Origin of the sequence: Neptunomonas sp. CHC150, assembly GCF_030397555.1 — a bacterium.
GTDB lineage: Bacteria > Pseudomonadota > Gammaproteobacteria > Pseudomonadales > Balneatricaceae > Neptunomonas > Neptunomonas phycophila.
Window position 1 is genome coordinate 446,697 of record NZ_JAPNXU010000006.1, and the last position, 18,410, is coordinate 465,106.

Consider the following 18,410-nt stretch of genomic DNA (forward strand, 5'->3'; position numbering starts at 1 on the left):
TCAGCGTCTTCCTTTAGAGACTGGTATAATGTGCGCATCTACAGCAGGAGAATACGATGGCGATTAACTGGTTTCCCGGACACATGCACAAGGCGCGCAAAGAAATCGCTCAAGTGATCGATGAAATTGATGCCGTAATAGAAGTGCTTGATGCCCGCTTACCTAAGTCGAGTGAGAACCCGTTAGTTGAAAGTCTACGCAAAGGTAAACCTGTGCTTAAGATTTTAAACAAGGCTGATTTAGCCGATCCGGTTAAAACACAAGCTTGGTTAGACTTTTATAATGCACAAGAGGGCATTAAGGCGATCGCGCTTAGCCAAGATCAAAAAAAGCTGGTTCAAAAGATCCCAGATATGTGCAAATTAATGGTGCCTACTCGTGCTAACCATGATCGTCCCGTTAGGGCGATGATCATGGGGATTCCTAACGTAGGGAAGTCTACGTTAATCAATGCGTTGTTAGGACGTCGTATCGCTAAAGTAGGTAATGAGCCGGCTGTCACAAAAAATCAAAAACGGTATACCCTAAAAAACGGTATGGCGCTGTCAGATACGCCAGGTTTTTTATGGCCCAAAATTGAAGATGTCGATTCTGGATACCGTTTAGCGGCCAGTGGTGCAATTAGAGACACCGCCATTGAGTATGAATTAGTAGCCCTGTATGCCGCTAAGTTTATGCTAGATACATACCCTCAGTATTTGGAAACACGTTATAAGTTAAAAAGTATTCCCGTTGGAAGTGATGAGTTGCTCGATGAAATAGGTCGTAAGCGCGGAGGCCTACGCCCCGGCGGTGTTATCGATCGCCACAAAGCGTCAGAAGTGCTACTGCATGATATGCGTTCGGGTAAAATGGGTGCTATCAGTTTTGAAACAGTAGCAGAGTGGGAAATTAAGTGGGCAGAGCAGGAGCGTTTACGTTTAGAGGCGCAGGCGTTGGCCGAGGCGGAAGCAGAAGTAGAAGCAAACAAAAATGAGCGTACGGGTAATAAACCCTACTAATAGATTTAAGAGCTAAAGATTATGAGCCGAACAAAGAAAAAGCGCCCAACTGTAGGGCATTTAGACATCCGTATATCACCTGATAAGCGCGATAAATTAACCGAAGAAGACAGCTACGAGACGCGTCGTAAACGCGGACTTGAGAAAAAGAAAAAACATAAATCCGTGTATCAAAAAGTAAAAGAAGCGGAAGAGGCTAAAGCAGATAGTAACGAACAAAAGCAGCCTAAAGGCGGACGTTTAGCCGAGAAAATCAAAAAAATGGCGCAGCAGCAACAAGCCGAACACAACAGCGATAGCGAAAAAGGTTAACTCATAGCGTGAAAACAGATGTGGTTGTTATCGGTGCTGGCGCGTCGGGGCTAATGTGTGCAGCGACGGCGGGTTACCGCGGCCGCTCGGTGCTTGTGTTAGAACACACTAAAAAAATAGGCCGTAAGATTTTAATGTCGGGTGGTGGGCGATGCAATTTTACTAATCTGCACAACACGAATGCTAACTTTGTGTCCGACAACCCCCACTTTTGTAAATCTGCTTTAAGCCGTTATCGAGTCTCGGATTTTATTGAGTTAGTTGAGCGCCATGGCGTGGAATACCACGAAAAAACGCTAGGCCAATTATTTTGTAATGACAGCAGTAAAGAGATCCTGCAAGTTTTATTGACCGAATGCGACTGGGCTGGTGTAGACATCAAAACAGAAGCGCAGGTTGCCACTATTGAAAAAAAAGGTGATCGTTTTCTCATAACGAGCTCTATCGGCAAAATAGAGGCTGAATCTGTGGTAATTGCAACGGGTGGTTTATCTATCCCCAACGGTGGAGCGACCAGTTTTGCTTATGATATAGCTAAGCAATATGGCCTGACTGTACTGCCAACCACCGCTGCGTTAGTGCCTGTGACTCTGCAGAAGGAACTGTTGGAGGTACTTAAACCTCTGGCTGGTGTGTCACACCCTGTTGAAGTGTCGGTAGGTGAAACAACGTTCCGTGAAAGTATGTTGTTTACGCATCGCGGTTTAAGCGGTCCCGCAATTTTGCAAATTTCATCTTACTGGACCCCAAACGCCTATCTGGAGATCAATTTTTTTCCTGATGAGGATCTATACGCTTGGCTAAAAGCTCAACGTGAGGAGCGGCCTAAGTCAGATATCAGTACTGTTTTTGCACAACGCATGAGCCGCCGTATGGCGCAAATACTCTGTGAGCTTTTTGACTTTTCAGGCCCGCTAGCCGAGCAAAGTAATGAACAACTAGCGACCATCGCTAATGCGTTTACCTGCTGGCAAGTAAAACCATCAGGCACCGAAGGCTATCGAACCGCAGAGGTCACGCTAGGCGGCATCTCAACGGATGAAATCTCCCAAAAAACCATGGAAGCGAAAGCAGTCGAAGGCTTGTACTTTATTGGTGAGTGTTTAGATGTCACAGGGCATTTAGGCGGCCATAATTTCCAATGGGCATGGGCCTCAGGGTTTGTGGCAGGGCAGGCGGTTTAGTGTGTTTATGGAATACAATGGACTGCTCAATCCAATAGGAAAAGTTTTTTCACAACGTAAACGCTCACCACACACGCGCATGGACTGGCGAATAGTGTTAAGAAAAGGGCTTGTTTTCATTCGGCTCTTCTTGTGGATAAAAAATTAATAAAGCTATTTATTTCATACAGTATATTTTGGATAAGTTCAAAATATGGCACGGTTTGTAAAACGAGCATGCTCGTTTTTATACTGGACAACTTTTAGAAAGTCTATAAAATCAATGAGATATGAAAATGCTAAGGGAAAATGGCGAGCAACACAGGGAATGTTAACGCGCATGCGCGTCTTTGTTCTACCCCAATTCTTCTGCTTCTCTGAAATTAGCTAAATTTCAATGGGTTATGCGTATTTCTGACCAAACGATCAGGAATATTAACGCGCATGCTCATGAATAAAACTGTTAAGAGGCTCCCGGAATTATGAGTAAATTTAAACATCACAGTAATTTTCCCAAGGAAAAAGATGTTCAAAACTACCTGTTTCCGAATTTATGCTTTGAATGCAGAAAAAGTTTCAAGAAGCCACAATCGAATAAATCTCGTATCTGTCCCGAGTGCGGTGGCTCATTGGTAGAGGTCAGTAGAAAATTCTCAGCGCCAAAAAGTACAGATAATCCACAATGGGAAAAGGTGCGTTTTCTCGTTCAGTATGGGTTTATATTTCAGTCGGTGTATGAGCAGAGAGATGATTTGGGGTATTACAAAGTGAATTACCCGAAGACTCTAAAAGAGGCACAAGAATTTGTTGTTAAGTATAAAGAGCAAGCAATTTCAAAATCCTCTTAACAAGTTGCTGCAAACGGACACATACTGCTACGTTCATTTTGTGTCTGTCGCTGCGCTCCATTTTTACAAAAAATGCTCTCCGCAGTATGTGCCGGTGAGCAAGGCGTTATATGTCAGTGTGACGATGGATATAGTTACTAAATCAACTCGCAAGCATTTTGCCGTCGCTTCATGTATATCGTGTGTCGTCGCGCTAGCGTCATATGAATGGCTTGTTGTATTAGTCGCCCTATGGGGAGTTCTGGCAATGGGGGGCATAGGTCTTTTTGGTTTGAAAAGGCAAGTGTTGGTTTCAATTCAGTGGGGAAGCTTCTTCGGCCTTACCGCTGCTCTTGCATTTCTAATCTGGGGGGCCTTTAGGGCTTTATGGTTAATGCCATATAACAAATCAATCAACTTCGCGGCTACGGCGCCGGACAGTTAAAACTTCGCTTCGCTCCATTTTGGCTGCCGGTTATTGAGGCGTTATGTTCTAGGAGAGCCATGAAGTACGTTGTATTTATCCTGGTTTTTATAGGAAGCATTTTTGCAACCTACAAAATTACATTTTCAATGACACAAGAGATCATGGGTGCTCTCAATATCCGCACTCACATTGCTAATCATAAAGTGATGCTGAAGTTATCCGAAGTAACGAAGGAAGGAGATATTGAGAAAATTGAAGAGTTCGTGGAAAATCTAGAGCAATTTGAAATTGGTACTATTGAACAGTTAACTGAGCTTCTGGAATCAGGAAGCTATACGTTTGCCACCCAAGACGAAATAAACGTTGGTAAAGAATATCTTGAGCAACTGGAAAAATAAACATAACAAGGCTGTCAACCATCGCCCACTGCGTGGGCTGGACCTCCAAACCGCTGCGCGGTTTTCCGGCCGGTTACAGCGGCGTTAGGTATACGGAGCATGCATGGACGATTTTGATTGGATTGATAGAAGCTCAGGTGAGCGATTCCACTCTGCAATATACAATTGTCCTGAATGTAATAAAAAGGTTTCGTTTGGTGATAATTTCTGTCGGCATTGTGGTGTGAAATTTACCCCTGCAATGTGTAATCACATGAAGCAAAATTTAAAATTACTTAGTGATAGCAATTTTAAACACTTAGTCGTAATAATGCTTATAGTGTTAGTTTTTATATTAGGTACAGTACTTTCTTAGTTTGGTTATGTTGTATACCTAAAAAAAAATTCAAGTGGACTAATTACAGCTGGCTAGCTCACTTCGTTCGTTATTTTAGCCAGCTATAATTAGCCTCTTAATGTAGGCGCTAGTTTGCTAAAGGCAGCGGTTAAATAACCAAAGCCTGCTCTTACATCAGCAATGGTGATGAATAGTTTATTTTCAGCGTCTTCAAAGGCTTGAAAACCATAGAGTTCATAGAAATGCTTCGCACAGCCTTTGGCCGCAACTCTAGCGGTGATGCGAGGCTGGGTACTAGCCATTATGTTATCTCCTGTTGTGTCAAAATGACACATAGGTATTTTGGCCTTAGAGTGTTTACGCAATCCAGTGTCACTTTGGCATGCAAGCTTTTTGGCATAACGTTTGGCTTAAGTGTCTATGGTGTGATTGTTAAATTTGGTGGTCGATTCAGCTCCTCATTTAATAATAAGCAGCTATGCCTGTTTTATCTTTGTATAGTAGTCGCGAAAGAGTGCTGCTGACTCGTCACTGAGGTAGGGGTGTTGTGTGTAAACGGTGAAGATTTCAGTTGGGACTTCTGCAATATTCTGATTGTCAATTTGCTGATGCTCAAGTGCGATCATGGCGACATGCGGACTATGCTGCTTGCTTGTTCTTATCAATACGTGGCGTTTTAACGTTAAGTCAAAGTTAGCTGCTCGGCTGATGCAGCTGTTAGCTTCTTCCAAAGGCAATAGTATCCAAGCCGTTCCTTGTGTAGCCAAGAGCTGCTGAATTACACCTAACAAGTCGTGTAATGGGAAGTGCGCATTATGGCGCGCTAATGACTTTTGGTTGTCAGGGTTTTGGGTTGATTCCGTAAAGAAGGGTGGGTTAGTAATAATGACATCGTAGCGGGTGGGGCATTGGTTTGCATAATCGCGTACATCGGTTGCTATAACGTTAATGCGCTCCGGCCATGGTGAATTTTTAGCATTGAGGGTCGCTTGTTGAGCAGCATTGGGTTCTATTTCGATTGCGTCTATCGTAGCCAACGAACGTTGAGCGGCAAATAAGCTTAAAATCCCTGTGCCTGTGCCAATATCCAGAATGGTTTTGGCGTTTTCCACCGGTACAAAAGCACCAAAGACCGAAGCATCGGTTGTGACTTTCATAGCGCAATCGCTTTGCTCGATTGTAAATTGTTGGCATTGAAAATGGCTATTACGGCGGCGACCACTCATAGGTAACTAATCTCTGAATTCGTAAGGGTGTTATGCGGTAACGGCTAATGTTCGGCCTTGTTGGCTACTTTGCATGGCCAACTCTATTAGCGTAATGGTCCATAAGCCATCAGATGCGCTAATTGGGGCGGTGTCTTCTTGCCTGATTGCTTTAGCCAAGCCAGTAAAATAATGCTGGTATCCACCTGTTTCTGTTTTGATATGTGTTTGTGATGTCCCGGAGAAGAAAGTACCGTATTCATCAGAGGGAACACTGGCCCATGAAGGCGTTTTAGGTTTTACTCCGGCCTTTAAGCGATCCTCTTGTGGGTCTAAACCATAGACTTCATAACTGCCCAGTTCACCTTTTACTGTAAATCGTCTATTGGCGCCGGCGCTATAAAGGTCGCTGTGTAGTACGGCTTGTTTGTCAGGGTAATGCAGAACAATATTAAAAAAATCTACATTGGTTGATCCCTTGCGCTGTATAAGGCATTGGGCTGTGATGGCCTCCGGTAAGCCAAACAACTGCAATGCTTGATCTATAAGGTGAGGGCCAAGGTCGAACAGTATACCGCCGCCGTTAGGTGATTGCTCACGCCAGCGTTGTCGCACTGCAGGGCGAAAGCGATCAAAGTGAGACTCAAAATACTTAACCTGGCCAAGCTTACCCTCATTAATAAGTTTTTGTACGGTTAGAAAATCACCATCCCAGCGGCGATTATGGTAAACGCTCAGTACGCGCGCTTTCTCTGCTGCTAATGCGATAAGGTGCTCACCGTCGCTGACATTAGTTGTGAACGGCTTTTCAATTACAACATGCTTATTATGTTCTAAAGCAAGTTTTGCTAGGGGGTAGTGCGTATCGTTTGGTGCGGTAATGATAACAAGATCGATATCGCTGTTACCTATAAGTGCGTCAGGGGTTTCGTAATAGCTGCACTTAGGATGATTTTTTAACACTAAATCGCGTTGTGAGCTGCTGATAGCAGTGAGCTCAAAGTCAGGTGAGCAGGTTATAAATGGGAGATGAAAAGTAGTTGCAGAAAAACCATAGCCGATGATGCCTGTTTTGATGGTTTTTGTTGTCATAAAAATATGCTCCCTTATCTGTCCGCATGCGAAAAAGAGAGCTTATTGAAAAATGAAGGCGTTGTCGCCTAAGGAGGGTGAAACGGACCAAGTTTCAGCTGATTGAGCCCTAAGCTGAGTGTCGATTCATGCTTAAGTCAAAGGTTGTAATAAACTCCAGCAGTTGGTCTATTTCATGTTCATTGTAAACAGGAAAACCATGGCGTTGCAGTTCTGATGCGGCTACACCACTGCCGGGTATTAATGTATTTGTGAATTTACCATCGTAGATCTCACGGTTTCCACAAGAGGGGCTGTTGCTTTTAAGCACGGCACAACATGCACCCACCTCTTGAGCTTTTTCAACAGCGAGCTCAGCGCCAAGTAAAAATTGCGGAGTGACATCTTCTTGGTCAGCAGTGGTCACTAAGATAGGGTAGCGGGATTTAATTTCAGCGGGTGCTCGTGGTGTCGGTAGGCCGCCAGCAACTTCAGGGCAAAATACTACTAATCGACCTTGCTGTTGTAAAGATTGGATCACGGGGTGGGTGATTAAGCTGTTTTTCCCGTCATATCGAACATTTTGACCCATTAGGCAGGCGCTGATGAGTATTTTATTCATTAGAGTATCACTCAAAGATCATTTAAACCGCCGCAAATATTACAGTTTGATTGTTATAGCTATGTTAAATAAACAAATTAATGTTTAGTAAGCTGTATCATCATTCTGAATTGCAACGACTTAACTTTGTTATTTTTATTTGTGAAGTCGAACATCACGTCGTTAAGTGCTAGTCAGACGGCCCATATTAACACATAACTGATTAGTAAATGAGCAATAATAGGTGGTCTAAAAGTATGATTGACACTAATTGTTTAAGTTGATCAGGCTAATTCGGCTTTGTTTTGCTTACCTAATTCCATTGCAAAATTAACTAAGGCGGGGAGGCTGTCAGCCTGCATTTTGCCCATGACTCTTGAGCGATGAACCTCAACGGTTTTAGGGCTGATCCCTAAAGATTCTGCGATCTCACGATTAGCATAACCGTTAACTACTAACTCCATAACTTGTTTTTCTCTTCGGCTAAGTAGTTGATAATTGTTGCGCGTAGCGGCTGTTCGCTGCTGCTCTTGATGTTGTTCCGACGCAAGCTGTAATCCCGATTCCACAACTGATAGTACTTTATTCTGATCACATGGTTTGGGAATGTAGTCGAGTGCACCAGCTTTGATAGCGGCTACAACTTGAGGGATGTCACTTTGGCCGCTGATCATTATGACGGGCAAGTGAATATTACGAGTACGCATTGTTTCCATCAACGTAAGGCCATCCGTATTTGGCATAGATGGATTTAATAGCATGCAGCCCATTTCGCCTTTATAGCTATCTAGGAAAGTGCGCGTATCGGAAAAATAGTACGCCGGATAATTGCACGACTCTAAAAACCACTGCATTGATAGGCCAAAATCAGCATCATCATCCACGATAAAGACACTTCCGGTAACACGTTTACTCATTAGGATTCCTCTGCCGCTACTTCTAAATAAAAACGGGTCTCATTGATACGATGCTTAAGGGCGAGTTAGTGCCGTAAAATCGACAATGATCATCCTTGATATAGTTAATCCCAAACCGTGTACGGAGGGTCGACGTATATAACCCGGTTATTATTCATAGACACGGGATTACAAAGCGCAGTAATAGTCAATTGTAACAACTTGAACATTAGCTGAACGAGAGGGTACTACAAAAAAAAACCTTTTATCGAGTGTTTTAAGGTGATTTTTTCCCCTGACTATCCTTCGTACATCATTTGTATGCTTTTTAGGCTTAGCAATGATCAAAAAACACACAAGAAATTCATGGTTTTTTGCTCGCTAACATACTTCCTTTTAGGATTTAATTCTTTATATACAATCAGATATATTAAGGCTTTAAACTTATCAGTGTAATAGGGGATAGTGTGTATCCTGCTCTCTTTTTCATAGGCTAAGTTGTATTATTTAAGCAAAATTATCTGAACCGATTGTAATTATAGTGTAACCTTATGGAGACGGTTGTGTAACTGTTGTCAAAAAACACTACGAAAGCTGGATATAGTTCTTGTGCGTAGTCGATAGCCTTTTTATCAGGAACACAAGGGCCGTAAAATGTTGAATGAATGCAATATTGATGATCTATCAATGCTTGCAAATCCAGCTTGGGTTTATGATGTAGAGCGTTACTGTATCCATTGGGCTAACACGTCTGCAATCGAATTTTGGCAGGCCGAAACATTAGATGATTTAATGCAGCGGGATTTTCGCTCCTCTATGTCTGAGGCTATCTTCGAGTTGCTTAAATCCAACCTTGATCAGTACCGGCAGGGTAAAGAACATACACAATGGTGGACTCTCTACCCAAAAGGTCATGAGAAAGAGGTTTATTGCCACTTTTCTGGGATACGGCTGCGTGATAACCGCATGGCCATGGTCGTTCAAATCATTTCTGGGCAACAGGCTCTTGGCACTGAGCTTTCCAATCCTCCATCTACCATTATCGCTTCCTTATGGGATAAAAATGGCCTCTTAACAAGCGCCAACCCGCTATTCAATGACCTCTATGGTTCAAGTATTCGTGAATTTAGTGAGCTGTTTTATTCAAAAGAAGAAGCCAATCGTTTGTGGGCCAGAGCACTAAAAGAAAGGGAATACGAAACAGAGTTGTATGTGCCGACACCTTCAGGCGAACAGTCCCATTACTTACAAATTCGAGTGAATCAAAGTAAAGCAGGGAATCTCTTTGTAGTAAGGCAATTTATTAAGCAGGAAGACTTGCTCAATAAAAAGGGAGCTAGCGAAGAGTCTGCTGTTTCGGTGACCTATCGACAACAGCAAATGCGTCATCGTATCTGCAAAGCTATGTCAGCAGGTGAGTTTTGTGTTGATTACTTATCGGTTAAGTATGCTCAAGAGGATCGGCTATACGCGGTTGAAGGGGTGGTAACCTGGAAAAGCCCTGAATTGGGTTCAATACCAGCCGCTGAGTTTATGCCTATGGCGGATGACCATGGCATATCTGCTTTACTGGGGCACTATGTGTTGGAAAAGGCTTGTGATCAGTTAATGCAATGGGGGAGTGATGGAAAGCCACTGGCTAAGCTGATAATGACACTTTCGCCTTCCCAAATTCTAACTCCTAACTACCTAAAGGCTATGTCGCAGTTGCTGAAAAGAACGGGTTTTCCTGCCGATCAGCTAATTATTTTCATTGATGGTGAGGCGTTGATTAAACGCTCTCCCATCTTGCTTGATACTGTTCGGTCGCTGCGTCTGATGGGGGTAATGCTCGCCAGTGATGGCGCAAGATTTAGCCGATATAAAGCTGATGGGTCAACAGTCGTAGATACACTAGAAGACATTCCGTTAACACACGTAAAGCTTTCCCCTGCAAAAGATTCCCCGGCTATTGATGAAGCAGACATTGAGCGTGTCATGAGTGAAGCGCACAAATCGGGGTTGCAAATTATCGCCTCCAATATATCAGCAACATGGGAGTTGCAACTGATGACGGTATTAGGCTGCGGGTTATATCAAGGCGCTTTGGCAGGCCTAGTTAATGTGAACTAGGCGCATCGCTTAAGAAGAGCAATGCGCCGCGTTTAATTAAGCGTCGGTTGGCTCGGTTGGTCGGCGATCTACCATCAACGTGGCTGTCCCTGTTGCGACGACTTTACCTTTAACAGTGACATCCGATTTTAGTACGACGCGGCGATGGCGCGTGTTGATGTCTGTGATGGTGAGTGTTGCAGTCGCAGTATCACCAAAATAAATAGGGGATTTGAATTTAATTTGTTGATCTACATAAATAGCACCAGGGCCAGGCAGTTTAGTACCGGCTACTGTGGAGATAAGTGCCGCACTAAACATTCCATGAACGATTCGCTGTTCGAAAACCGTCGTCTCGGCATACTCAGCGTTTACATGTAACGGGTTGTTATCACCTGAAATGCCAGCAAACATATAAACATCGGCTTCAGATATTGTTTTAGCGTAAGACGCGCTCATGCCTACTTCTAGATCTTCTAAATAGTAACCGTGTAAATGATGCATCCTATCCACCTTAGTGTCATTCTTAAAAGTCGCCTAATGTACCCAAAACCGCTAATAAAATCTTTATAAATCCTGAAATTTATAGCGTTTGCGGTGCTAATCAAATGCACAGTCCTGTGAGCATTTGCGTATATGAAACCATTCTAGCGCTTAATTATTACGAAGTTTTGAGTGCCTTGTATTGATCTAGTACCAGGTATGCGCTTTTATGTGGGATTTACTTATACACTTGTTGATGCCTATTGAGCCGTTAACTGTTAAAGAAAGCGAAAATCGGGTATGGTGGCAGCCTAAAATTTGCTAGAAAGAGATACGTTTAGCCATGATCATTACTCCGAAAATTCGTGGTTTTATCTGCACCACAACTCACCCAACAGGCTGCGACCTGAATGTAAAAGAGCAAATCGACTTTGTTAAACAGCAAGGTCCTTTGGCTGATGGCCCAAAACGGGTTTTGGTTGTGGGTGCATCCAGTGGGTACGGTTTGTCTTCGCGCATTGAAGCTGCCTTTGGTTCAGGTGCCTCAACAATTGGCGTCTTTTTTGAGAAGCCTGCCACTGAGAAGAAGCCAGGAACAGCTGGCTGGTACAACGCGGCGGCGTTCGAAAAATACGCTCACGAACAAGGCTTGTATGCTAAAAGCATCAACGGCGATGCTTTTTCGCATGAAGCAAAGCAAAAAGTCATAGATTTAGTTAAAGAAGACCTAGGTCAGATCGATTTAATTGTTTACTCATTGGCGTCCCCAGTTCGCAAAATGCCGGATACTGGCGAAGTAGTTCGCTCCGTTTTAAAACCGATCGGCGAGCCGTATCGTTCCACTGCAATTGATACCAATAAAGACGTGATCATCGATGCAGAGATAGAACCTGCAACGCAAGAAGAAATTGCTAACACAGTTACCGTGATGGGCGGTGAAGATTGGGAGCTGTGGGTTAACGCTCTCAATGATGCTGGTGTCTTAGCTGATGGCTGTAAAACAGTCGCTTATAGTTACATTGGTACTGAGATTACGTGGCCAATCTATTGGGATGGTGCATTAGGTAAAGCGAAGCAAGATTTAGACCGTGCTGCAGCTGAGCTTAATACATTGCTTTCCGCTAAGGGTGGGCAAGCTAACGTTGGTGTGCTGAAATCAGTAGTTACACAGGCCAGCTCTGCTATTCCGGTTATGCCATTGTATTTATCTATGGTATTTAAAATCATGAAGGAGCAGGGCGTTCACGAAGGTTGCATGGATCAGGTGCATCGTTTGTTCCGCACGGGCTTATATGGCGATACGGGTCTAATTGATGAAGGCAACCGTTTCCGCATGGATGATTGGGAATTACGCGATGATATCCAAGATGCATGTAAAGCGCTGTGGGCTGAAATATCAACTGAAAACTTGTTCGAAAAGACGGATTACGCTTATTACAAATCAGAATTTCTGAAACTCTTTGGTTTTGGCGTTGATGGCGTTGACTACGAGGCCGATGTAGATCCCATCGTAAAATTTGATGTTATCGATATCTAAACGGTATCCATAAGAGAAAGCCCTGTTGGTACTCGCGATGAGTGTTGATGGGGCTTTTTTGTAGGTGTTTTTCACTGCGAGACAGCCTTGACGGGTATTTTTTCATGTGCTGATTTCATCTAAACGTTAATTCATTCATCTCGACGCGAATTTCATTCATTTTATGGGTAATTCACTAGGCGTTATCACTCCTTTCTGGGACAATACGCGATCATTCATATAGTTATACCGGATCCCATGATCAAGACTGCTCCCAACCTTTTTTCGTACACTCCTTACTGGGCTGAATGCTTCGGTACGGCATCTTTTTTGCCCACAACTCGCCAAGAAATGGATCAACTTGGTTGGGATAGCTGCGATATTATCATCGTCTCCGGTGATGCGTATGTCGATCATCCTAGTTTTGGTATGGCTGTTATTGGTCGAGTGTTGGAAGCACAAGGGTTTCGTGTGGGTATTATTGCGCAACCCGATTGGCGTTCGACGGATGACTTTAATGAGTTAGGCAAGCCGAATTTATTTTTTGGCGTAACGGCCGGTAATATGGACTCAATGATCAACCGTTATACGGCTGATTTGCGCGTTCGTCATGACGACGCCTATACACCTGATGGTGCTGAAGGCAAGCGCCCAGACAGAGCCGTATTAGTGTACTCGCAGCGTATCCGCGAGCTGTATAAAGATGTTCCGCTGATCATTGGTGGTATTGAAGCCAGTTTGCGACGTATAGCTCAGTATGATTACTGGAGTAACAAGGTGCGCCGATCAGTGCTCGTTGATTCCGGTGCTGATATTTTATTATTTGGTAATGCTGAGCGGGCAATTGTTGATATTGCACATCGATTGGCGCAAGGCGAGCGTATTGATCAAGTACAAGATATTCGAGGCACGGCTGTTATCCGTGAACATCTGCCCGATGGTTTTACTGAAATTGACTCTACTCGCGTAGATTGGCCGGGTAATATCGATAAGTTTCAGAACCCGTATGAATATATCAAAGAGCCTACGCAGTGTGCGAGTGATAAAGCCAAAACGGATCCCGATGAGGTTCAGCCGCTGCGTATCATTCCTGAGCCTCTTAAAGGCAAGCAGCGTTTAAACAAAGAGCAAACCTACATCCGTCTGCCATCATTTGAGCGTGTGAGTAAAGACCCCGTTCTGTACGCACACGCTTCACGTGTATTGCATTTAGAGTCCAACCCGCACAATGCTCAAGCGTTGGTGCAAACGGATGGTAAGCGCGAAATTTGGATTAATCCGCCGCCAATTCCGCTAGAAACATCTGAAATGGATGCTGTTTTTGGTTTGTCTTATCAGCGAATTCCACACCCTAAATACGGTGATAAAAAGATCCCCGCTTACGACATGATCCGCTTTTCTGTGAATATCATGCGTGGTTGTTTTGGTGGTTGTACTTTCTGTTCTATTACTGAGCATGAAGGCCGTATTATCCAAAGTCGTTCTCAAGAATCAGTCTTGAATGAGATTGAAGAGATTCGCGACAAAGTACCAGGCTTTACCGGCACAATTTCTGATTTAGGTGGCCCGACATCTAACATGTACCACTTAAACTGTAACGATGATGAGATTCAGGCGTCTTGCCGTAAGTTGTCGTGTGTTTACCCTGTTATTTGTAAGAACTTAAAAACAGATCACAGCGAAACAACCCAGCTATATCGTAAAGCACGCAAAATTGAAGGTGTTAAAACGGTCGCCATTGCCTCTGGTTTGCGTTACGACTTAGCAGTAGAAGATCCCGAATATGTTAAAGAGCTGGTGACTCACCATGTTGGCGGTTATCTGAAGATTGCGCCGGAGCACAGCGAAGCTGGCACTTTATCTAAGATGATGAAGCCGGGGATGGGGACGTACGATAATTTTAAGCGTATGTTCGAAAAGTACTCTAAAGAAGCAGGCAAAAAACAGTACCTTATTCCGTACTTTATTGCGGCTCATCCCGGCTGTGAGGATGAGGATATGCTTAACCTAGGTCTGTGGTTGAAAGAGCACAAGTTTCGTGTGGATCAGGTACAAACTTTTTATCCGTCGCCAATGGCGTTGGCAACAGCGATGTACCACTCAGGGCGAAACCCACTTAAAAAGGTTAACTATAAGAGTGAGAAGCTCTACATTCCTCGTGAATTAGAGCAGCGTCGTACTCAAAAAGCTTTGTTACGTTATCATGACCCAGATAACTGGCCGCGTTTGCGTCAGCAGCTGCGTGATATGGGCAGAACAGATCTGATTGGTGATGCTGCTTGGCAATTAGTACCTGCCGAAGAGGAAGTCAAAAAGCCACGTTATGCCGCTAAAGGTCAGGCTGCTGCGAGTCAATCCCCAGTTAAGAAAAGTGGTGGGCGCAGCCAATCCGCTTCTGCTGGTGATAAGCCTTCATTGGCTAATCGTCCTACAGCGTTGGCGCGTAAGAAAGCAGCCTCTAAAAATGCTAAAAAGAGCAAAGCGAAGAGCGTTAAAAAAGCACAACGCTAACTAGCGTTTAAGCAATAAAAAAAGACCATATAGCTTTCGCTTATGGTCTTTTTTTTTACTGAATATGCAGTGTCATATTCAGTAGAGTTTAAATGGCTTCTACACGTTGAACATCCACCGATACACTGAGTATCTGACTACCACCGCCTTCAAATATCACGCCTTGTAAGGGAGTGACATCTGAGTAGTCGCGCCCCCATGCTGCGGTAATATGCTGTTCTCCTGGCATGTTGTCGTTTGTCGGATCAAATTCAAACCAACCTTCGCCCGGTGAGTACACGGCAAACCAAGCGTGAGAGGCATCAGCACCAATGAGTTTGACTTGCCCAGGTGGTGGAAGGGTTTCTAGGTAACCGCTGATATATCGTGCTGCAAAGCCTAACGAACGAAGGCAGCCGATAGCAACATGCGCAAAGTCTTGGCAAACACCGTGTTTTAATTCAAAGGCTTCATTTAGAGGCGTGGCAACTGTTGTTGATTCCGGATCGTATTTAAATTCAGAGAATATTTTAGAGGTAAGCGCCATTGCTGCAGAGAGAAGGGGGCGATTATCATCAAATAGATCAGCGGCATAAGCACGTAACTCTTCTGAGCGTTTGATCATGGGAGAGTCCATCACAAACTCTCGTGCTTGTATCACATCAGGGTCTGTCGCTGTTTTAAGCAAGTGTTTTGCATCGCCACAGCTAACCCCCATGTCTAAATTCATAGAAGAAAAAATAGGATCAGTGCTAATCTCACTTGTTACATCTATCGTTAATGACTTATGAGGCTCTTCAAGAGAAAAGTAATAAGTGCTGTTGCCAAAGTAGTCTAGGCGCTTTTGTCCATAGGTGGGTTTTGGCGTGATATGAACTAATGTGCTTTGGCAGCGCTGATTATCAGTGTGCCGAGGCACAAGGTGCGCCAAGTTGTAGCATAAGCTTACGGGGCTGTTGTACTTATACTCTGTGATATGACGGATTTTATAAATCATATGTCATTATCCCATTGTGTCGTTGCGATTTGTTGTGGGCCAGCCGTATGGTCAAAGTACTTGGTGCTAATGATGGAGGTAAGTTGCTCTAATTGGTCTTTAAGGTTATCCATTAGCATGACTAGGCGATCACGCTGCTTAGTTTTTGGGTTAACTGTCGCTAGCGTATCGAGTTCGGCGAGTTGAATATCGTTTAGCGATTTAACGATTAAGCGCTTTTCAAGGCTCAGGCCAGGTCGGTATGAGGCCGTTTGTGGTAAATCATCGATATATTTACGTAACTGATCAATTTGATAAAACAAAGAGCGTGGGTTTGTTTCGTCAACCATCAAAAGATCTAACCCATGTGACACATCACCGCGCTGGCGATACCGACGACGGAATGAAATGAGTGCTTCCACGCTGAGTAAAACGCTTTCTAATATTTGTTGCTGTTGTAGTTCATCTACGCCGGTGCTTAGCGCTGTAGAAATTAGAGTGGCGGTTTGCAAGCTTCGCTCAGTGCGTCGGCCTATTTCTTGGAATTTCCAGCCGATACCACGCAGCATGCTTTCATGGTTAAGGCCTGATAGCGCCAATAACGATGTCACGAGCGGGTCTAGCGTTTCGTCAGGAGCCGACGGCATGCCACGGGCATAGGCGCGGTCTAGCTCATTAAGGTTGTCACGTAGATCGTTAATGATCCGCCGAGTATCGGCAGAGAGCATTTCCTTCACTTGCTCAGTACACATAAGCAGTGACAGTAGGCTAGATTTAATTGTTCCTGGGCGCTTGCCATCCAGAATGATGCTCATTAGCTCTTTATCAGGATTTTTGAGAAGCGCTGGATCTTGCGTTGTAAACCCGGGTAGGCAAGCGGTTTGCTCCGATAAGCAAGACAGTAAAATCGCTCGGCTTTTTTCGGGAAGTATATCTATACCATTAAGTTGAACCAGTACAGTACGCATAAGGCGCATTGAGGCTTCTGCGCGTTCGGCGTAACGGCCCATCCAGAATAGGTTCTCGACCACTCGGCTAGGTAAGTTGGTCTGTTGCGCCGCTTCGTGTGTTACGTTTGGCTGCGCACCTATTAATGACATCTGTTTTTCTGGCTCTGAAGCAATGATCCAAGTGTCCTTGCTAAATGATCCACTGTGATTAGTCACGATAGGTTCTGAGTTTGAGGAACCTACACGCGTTAAACCACCAGCCATCACGTTATAAGCTGTTTGGTTGGACACAGAAAACGTTCTGAATATGGAAGGGCGCGCTTGTATTTCGCCGTCTTGCCACGAAGGTAAGCACGAAGGAGCCACATAGCTTTGAGCGACAAAGTTGTGGGGCTGAGCCTCAATTTGTTTAAGTATTTTTACCTTTTGTTCTTTGGTTAGGCGATGGCCGTATAAACTGGGTTTGTCAGGGCGTCTGACTGCCGGTTTAATAATGAGGTTATCAATGTGGCTGCGCACATAACTCATATCAGCTTTGTCGCCACACCACCACGTCTTAACGGAGTTTAATTGGAGATCTCGACCAATAAAGTAATTACTAATTGCCGGTAAATACTTAAGTAGAGCAGGCGTTTCTAAAATGCCAGAACCGATAGGGTTCGCAATCACTACGTTGCCTGCGCGTGCTGACTCTAGCAGGCCGGGCACACCAAGGTACGAATCGGCTTTGAGTTCGACTTGGTCGCAAAAATAATCATCCACACGACGCAATATAACGTCGACTTGCGATAAGCCATTAAGAGACTTCATCCACACGTGGCCATTACGCACGGTTAGGTCGCTACCCTGAACTAACGGAAAGCCTAGGTAGTTAGATAAAAATGTATGCTCAAAATAACTTTCGCTGTACGCCCCGGGCGTTAATATGACGATTCGTGGCGAGTCGGTTCTATCACTGGCTAGTTGGGATAAGGTGATGCGAAGCGACTGGAAAAAAAGTGATAGGCGGTGTACTTGGCTATCACGAAATAAACTCGGCAAAATTCTAGACAGTACCGTGCGGTTTTCTAGCGCATAACCTGCACCACTAGGTGCTTGGGTACGATCACCAATGATGCACATTTTTCCGTTTTGGTCGCGTACCATGTCAGCGGCGTGCAAAATAAGGTTGTGCGAGCCGGGCATGGTAATATCGTGGCATTGGCGCAGAAAGCCGGGGTGTCCATAAATGATTTCGGCAGGAATGATTCCTTGCCTAATCAGCTCTCTGGGTCCGTAAATATCTTTTAGAATTAAATCGAAAAGCTCAGACCTTTCGATCAGGCCGGCTTCAATATCATTCCATTCCTCACTCCCAATAACCATAGGAATGGGGTCAAGCGCCCATACCTTGGTGTCGAGTGGCTCAGCGGTGAGGTTATACGTTGCACCATCATCTCGCAGAATACGCTGAGCTTTCTGAAAGCGATCGTGCAGTCCTGCAGAGCCCAATGTAGTAATACTCTTAATTAAGTATTCCCAATGTGGGCGTGCAAGTCGTAATTCATCATAAGCCTCATCATAGTGTCCGGGCGAGGCCGGATACCATGATGTGCTTAGTGTTGGCTCAATAATTGACGCCATAGGGTTTCTGACTTCCATATAATGTTAGCTCAGTCATCATTAT

At 44.3% G+C, this 18,410-nt stretch carries 18 protein-coding genes; 10 read left to right on the forward strand and 8 right to left on the reverse strand.

From position 1 onward, the window contains the following. Positions 1-56 precede the first annotated feature (56 nt). The 7 genes from ylqF (at position 57) to OW491_RS18250 (ending at position 4,483) form a co-directional block, all read left to right on the forward strand. The gene (ylqF, locus tag OW491_RS08145; protein ID WP_290035503.1) at positions 57-1,001 is read left to right on the forward strand and encodes a ribosome biogenesis GTPase YlqF; all 945 of its coding nucleotides are present in this window, start codon (positions 57-59) and stop codon (positions 999-1,001) included. A gap of 21 nt (positions 1,002-1,022) precedes the next feature. Then, positions 1,023-1,313: a hypothetical protein gene (locus OW491_RS08150; protein WP_075172264.1), complete on the forward strand. Its 291-nt coding sequence runs from the start codon at positions 1,023-1,025 to the stop codon at positions 1,311-1,313. Between the two features lie 8 nt (positions 1,314-1,321). Continuing rightward, on the forward strand, positions 1,322-2,497 hold the full coding sequence (locus tag OW491_RS08155; protein ID WP_290035505.1) for an NAD(P)/FAD-dependent oxidoreductase: 1,176 nt from the start codon (positions 1,322-1,324) through the stop codon (positions 2,495-2,497). Between the two features lie 461 nt (positions 2,498-2,958). After that, complete coding sequence (locus tag OW491_RS08160) at positions 2,959-3,324, forward strand: hypothetical protein (RefSeq protein WP_290035506.1); 366 nt, start codon at positions 2,959-2,961, stop codon at positions 3,322-3,324. A gap of 124 nt (positions 3,325-3,448) precedes the next feature. Beyond that, positions 3,449-3,748 (forward strand): hypothetical protein, encoded by a 300-nt coding sequence (locus OW491_RS08165; protein WP_290035507.1) that lies wholly within the window; start codon positions 3,449-3,451, stop codon positions 3,746-3,748. 59 nt (positions 3,749-3,807) lie between these two features. Beyond that, positions 3,808-4,128, forward strand: coding sequence for a hypothetical protein (locus OW491_RS08170; RefSeq protein ID WP_290035508.1), 321 nt, complete (start codon positions 3,808-3,810; stop codon positions 4,126-4,128). A gap of 103 nt (positions 4,129-4,231) precedes the next feature. Next, positions 4,232-4,483, forward strand: coding sequence for a zinc ribbon domain-containing protein (locus tag OW491_RS18250; protein WP_354669558.1), 252 nt, complete (start codon positions 4,232-4,234; stop codon positions 4,481-4,483). Positions 4,484-4,572: 89 nt separating this feature from the next. On the opposite strand, the gene OW491_RS08175 is transcribed toward OW491_RS18250, so the two are convergent. From OW491_RS08175 to OW491_RS08195, 5 genes are all read right to left on the reverse strand, one after another. Next, complete coding sequence (locus OW491_RS08175; protein ID WP_290035665.1) at positions 4,573-4,767, reverse strand: hypothetical protein; 195 nt, start codon at positions 4,765-4,767, stop codon at positions 4,573-4,575. A 174-nt stretch (positions 4,768-4,941) separates the two neighbouring features. Next, on the reverse strand, positions 4,942-5,691 hold the full coding sequence (locus OW491_RS08180) for a methyltransferase (RefSeq protein ID WP_290035509.1): 750 nt from the start codon (positions 5,689-5,691) through the stop codon (positions 4,942-4,944). Between the two features lie 30 nt (positions 5,692-5,721). Then, positions 5,722-6,762 (reverse strand): oxidoreductase, encoded by a 1,041-nt coding sequence (locus tag OW491_RS08185; RefSeq protein ID WP_290035510.1) that lies wholly within the window; start codon positions 6,760-6,762, stop codon positions 5,722-5,724. Positions 6,763-6,871: 109 nt separating this feature from the next. Next, on the reverse strand, positions 6,872-7,363 hold the full coding sequence (locus tag OW491_RS08190) for a DUF523 domain-containing protein (protein ID WP_215151785.1): 492 nt from the start codon (positions 7,361-7,363) through the stop codon (positions 6,872-6,874). Between the two features lie 263 nt (positions 7,364-7,626). Then, entirely contained in the window at positions 7,627-8,259 is a 633-nt protein-coding gene (locus tag OW491_RS08195; protein ID WP_215151784.1) for a response regulator, read from the reverse strand. 633 nt (positions 8,260-8,892) lie between these two features. Between OW491_RS08195 and OW491_RS08200 the strand changes: the two genes are divergently transcribed. Next, a complete protein-coding gene (locus OW491_RS08200) occupies positions 8,893-10,350 on the forward strand; it encodes an EAL domain-containing protein (protein WP_290035511.1) in 1,458 nt (485 codons plus the stop codon). Positions 10,351-10,386: 36 nt separating this feature from the next. On the opposite strand, the gene OW491_RS08205 is transcribed toward OW491_RS08200, so the two are convergent. After that, complete coding sequence (locus tag OW491_RS08205; protein ID WP_075172254.1) at positions 10,387-10,833, reverse strand: MaoC family dehydratase; 447 nt, start codon at positions 10,831-10,833, stop codon at positions 10,387-10,389. A gap of 322 nt (positions 10,834-11,155) precedes the next feature. On the opposite strand from OW491_RS08205, the gene fabV reads away from it, so the two are divergent. Further along, positions 11,156-12,349: an enoyl-ACP reductase FabV gene (gene fabV, locus OW491_RS08210; RefSeq protein ID WP_075172253.1), complete on the forward strand. Its 1,194-nt coding sequence runs from the start codon at positions 11,156-11,158 to the stop codon at positions 12,347-12,349. Between the two features lie 237 nt (positions 12,350-12,586). Continuing rightward, the gene (locus OW491_RS08215) at positions 12,587-14,839 is read left to right on the forward strand and encodes a YgiQ family radical SAM protein (protein WP_075172252.1); all 2,253 of its coding nucleotides are present in this window, start codon (positions 12,587-12,589) and stop codon (positions 14,837-14,839) included. An 88-nt stretch (positions 14,840-14,927) separates the two neighbouring features. Here the strand turns inward: OW491_RS08215 and OW491_RS08220 are convergent, their stop codons facing one another. Continuing rightward, a complete protein-coding gene (locus OW491_RS08220; protein WP_075172251.1) occupies positions 14,928-15,815 on the reverse strand; it encodes a transglutaminase family protein in 888 nt (295 codons plus the stop codon). Next, positions 15,812-18,385 carry a circularly permuted type 2 ATP-grasp protein gene (locus tag OW491_RS08225; protein WP_075172250.1) on the reverse strand — a complete coding sequence of 858 codons (2,574 nt, stop codon included), beginning with the start codon at positions 18,383-18,385 and terminating at the stop codon, positions 15,812-15,814. The genes OW491_RS08220 and OW491_RS08225 overlap by 4 nt, the downstream gene beginning before the upstream one ends. Positions 18,386-18,410 lie beyond the last annotated feature (25 nt).

Excerpts from the sequence above, each read along its gene's own strand:
- OW491_RS08150 (WP_075172264.1), top strand. The coding sequence starts at position 1,023 with ATGAGCCGAACAAAGAAAAAGCGCCCAACTGTAGGGCATTTAGACATC.
- OW491_RS08215 (WP_075172252.1), top strand. The coding sequence starts at position 12,587 with ATGATCAAGACTGCTCCCAACCTTTTTTCGTACACTCCTTACTGGGCT.
- OW491_RS08190 (WP_215151785.1), bottom strand. The coding sequence starts at position 7,363 with ATGAATAAAATACTCATCAGCGCCTGCCTAATGGGTCAAAATGTTCGA.
- OW491_RS08195 (WP_215151784.1), bottom strand. The coding sequence starts at position 8,259 with ATGAGTAAACGTGTTACCGGAAGTGTCTTTATCGTGGATGATGATGCT.
- OW491_RS08220 (WP_075172251.1), bottom strand. The coding sequence starts at position 15,815 with ATGATTTATAAAATCCGTCATATCACAGAGTATAAGTACAACAGCCCC.
- OW491_RS08205 (WP_075172254.1), bottom strand. The coding sequence starts at position 10,833 with ATGCATCATTTACACGGTTACTATTTAGAAGATCTAGAAGTAGGCATG.
- OW491_RS08160 (WP_290035506.1), top strand. The coding sequence starts at position 2,959 with ATGAGTAAATTTAAACATCACAGTAATTTTCCCAAGGAAAAAGATGTT.
- OW491_RS08185 (WP_290035510.1), bottom strand. The coding sequence starts at position 6,762 with ATGACAACAAAAACCATCAAAACAGGCATCATCGGCTATGGTTTTTCT.
- OW491_RS08180 (WP_290035509.1), bottom strand. The coding sequence starts at position 5,691 with ATGAGTGGTCGCCGCCGTAATAGCCATTTTCAATGCCAACAATTTACA.
- OW491_RS18250 (WP_354669558.1), top strand. The coding sequence starts at position 4,232 with ATGGACGATTTTGATTGGATTGATAGAAGCTCAGGTGAGCGATTCCAC.
- OW491_RS08200 (WP_290035511.1), top strand. The coding sequence starts at position 8,893 with ATGTTGAATGAATGCAATATTGATGATCTATCAATGCTTGCAAATCCA.
- OW491_RS08170 (WP_290035508.1), top strand. The coding sequence starts at position 3,808 with ATGAAGTACGTTGTATTTATCCTGGTTTTTATAGGAAGCATTTTTGCA.
- OW491_RS08175 (WP_290035665.1), bottom strand. The coding sequence starts at position 4,767 with ATGGCTAGTACCCAGCCTCGCATCACCGCTAGAGTTGCGGCCAAAGGC.
- OW491_RS08165 (WP_290035507.1), top strand. The coding sequence starts at position 3,449 with ATGGATATAGTTACTAAATCAACTCGCAAGCATTTTGCCGTCGCTTCA.
- fabV (WP_075172253.1), top strand. The coding sequence starts at position 11,156 with ATGATCATTACTCCGAAAATTCGTGGTTTTATCTGCACCACAACTCAC.
- OW491_RS08225 (WP_075172250.1), bottom strand. The coding sequence starts at position 18,385 with ATGGAAGTCAGAAACCCTATGGCGTCAATTATTGAGCCAACACTAAGC.
- ylqF (WP_290035503.1), top strand. The coding sequence starts at position 57 with ATGGCGATTAACTGGTTTCCCGGACACATGCACAAGGCGCGCAAAGAA.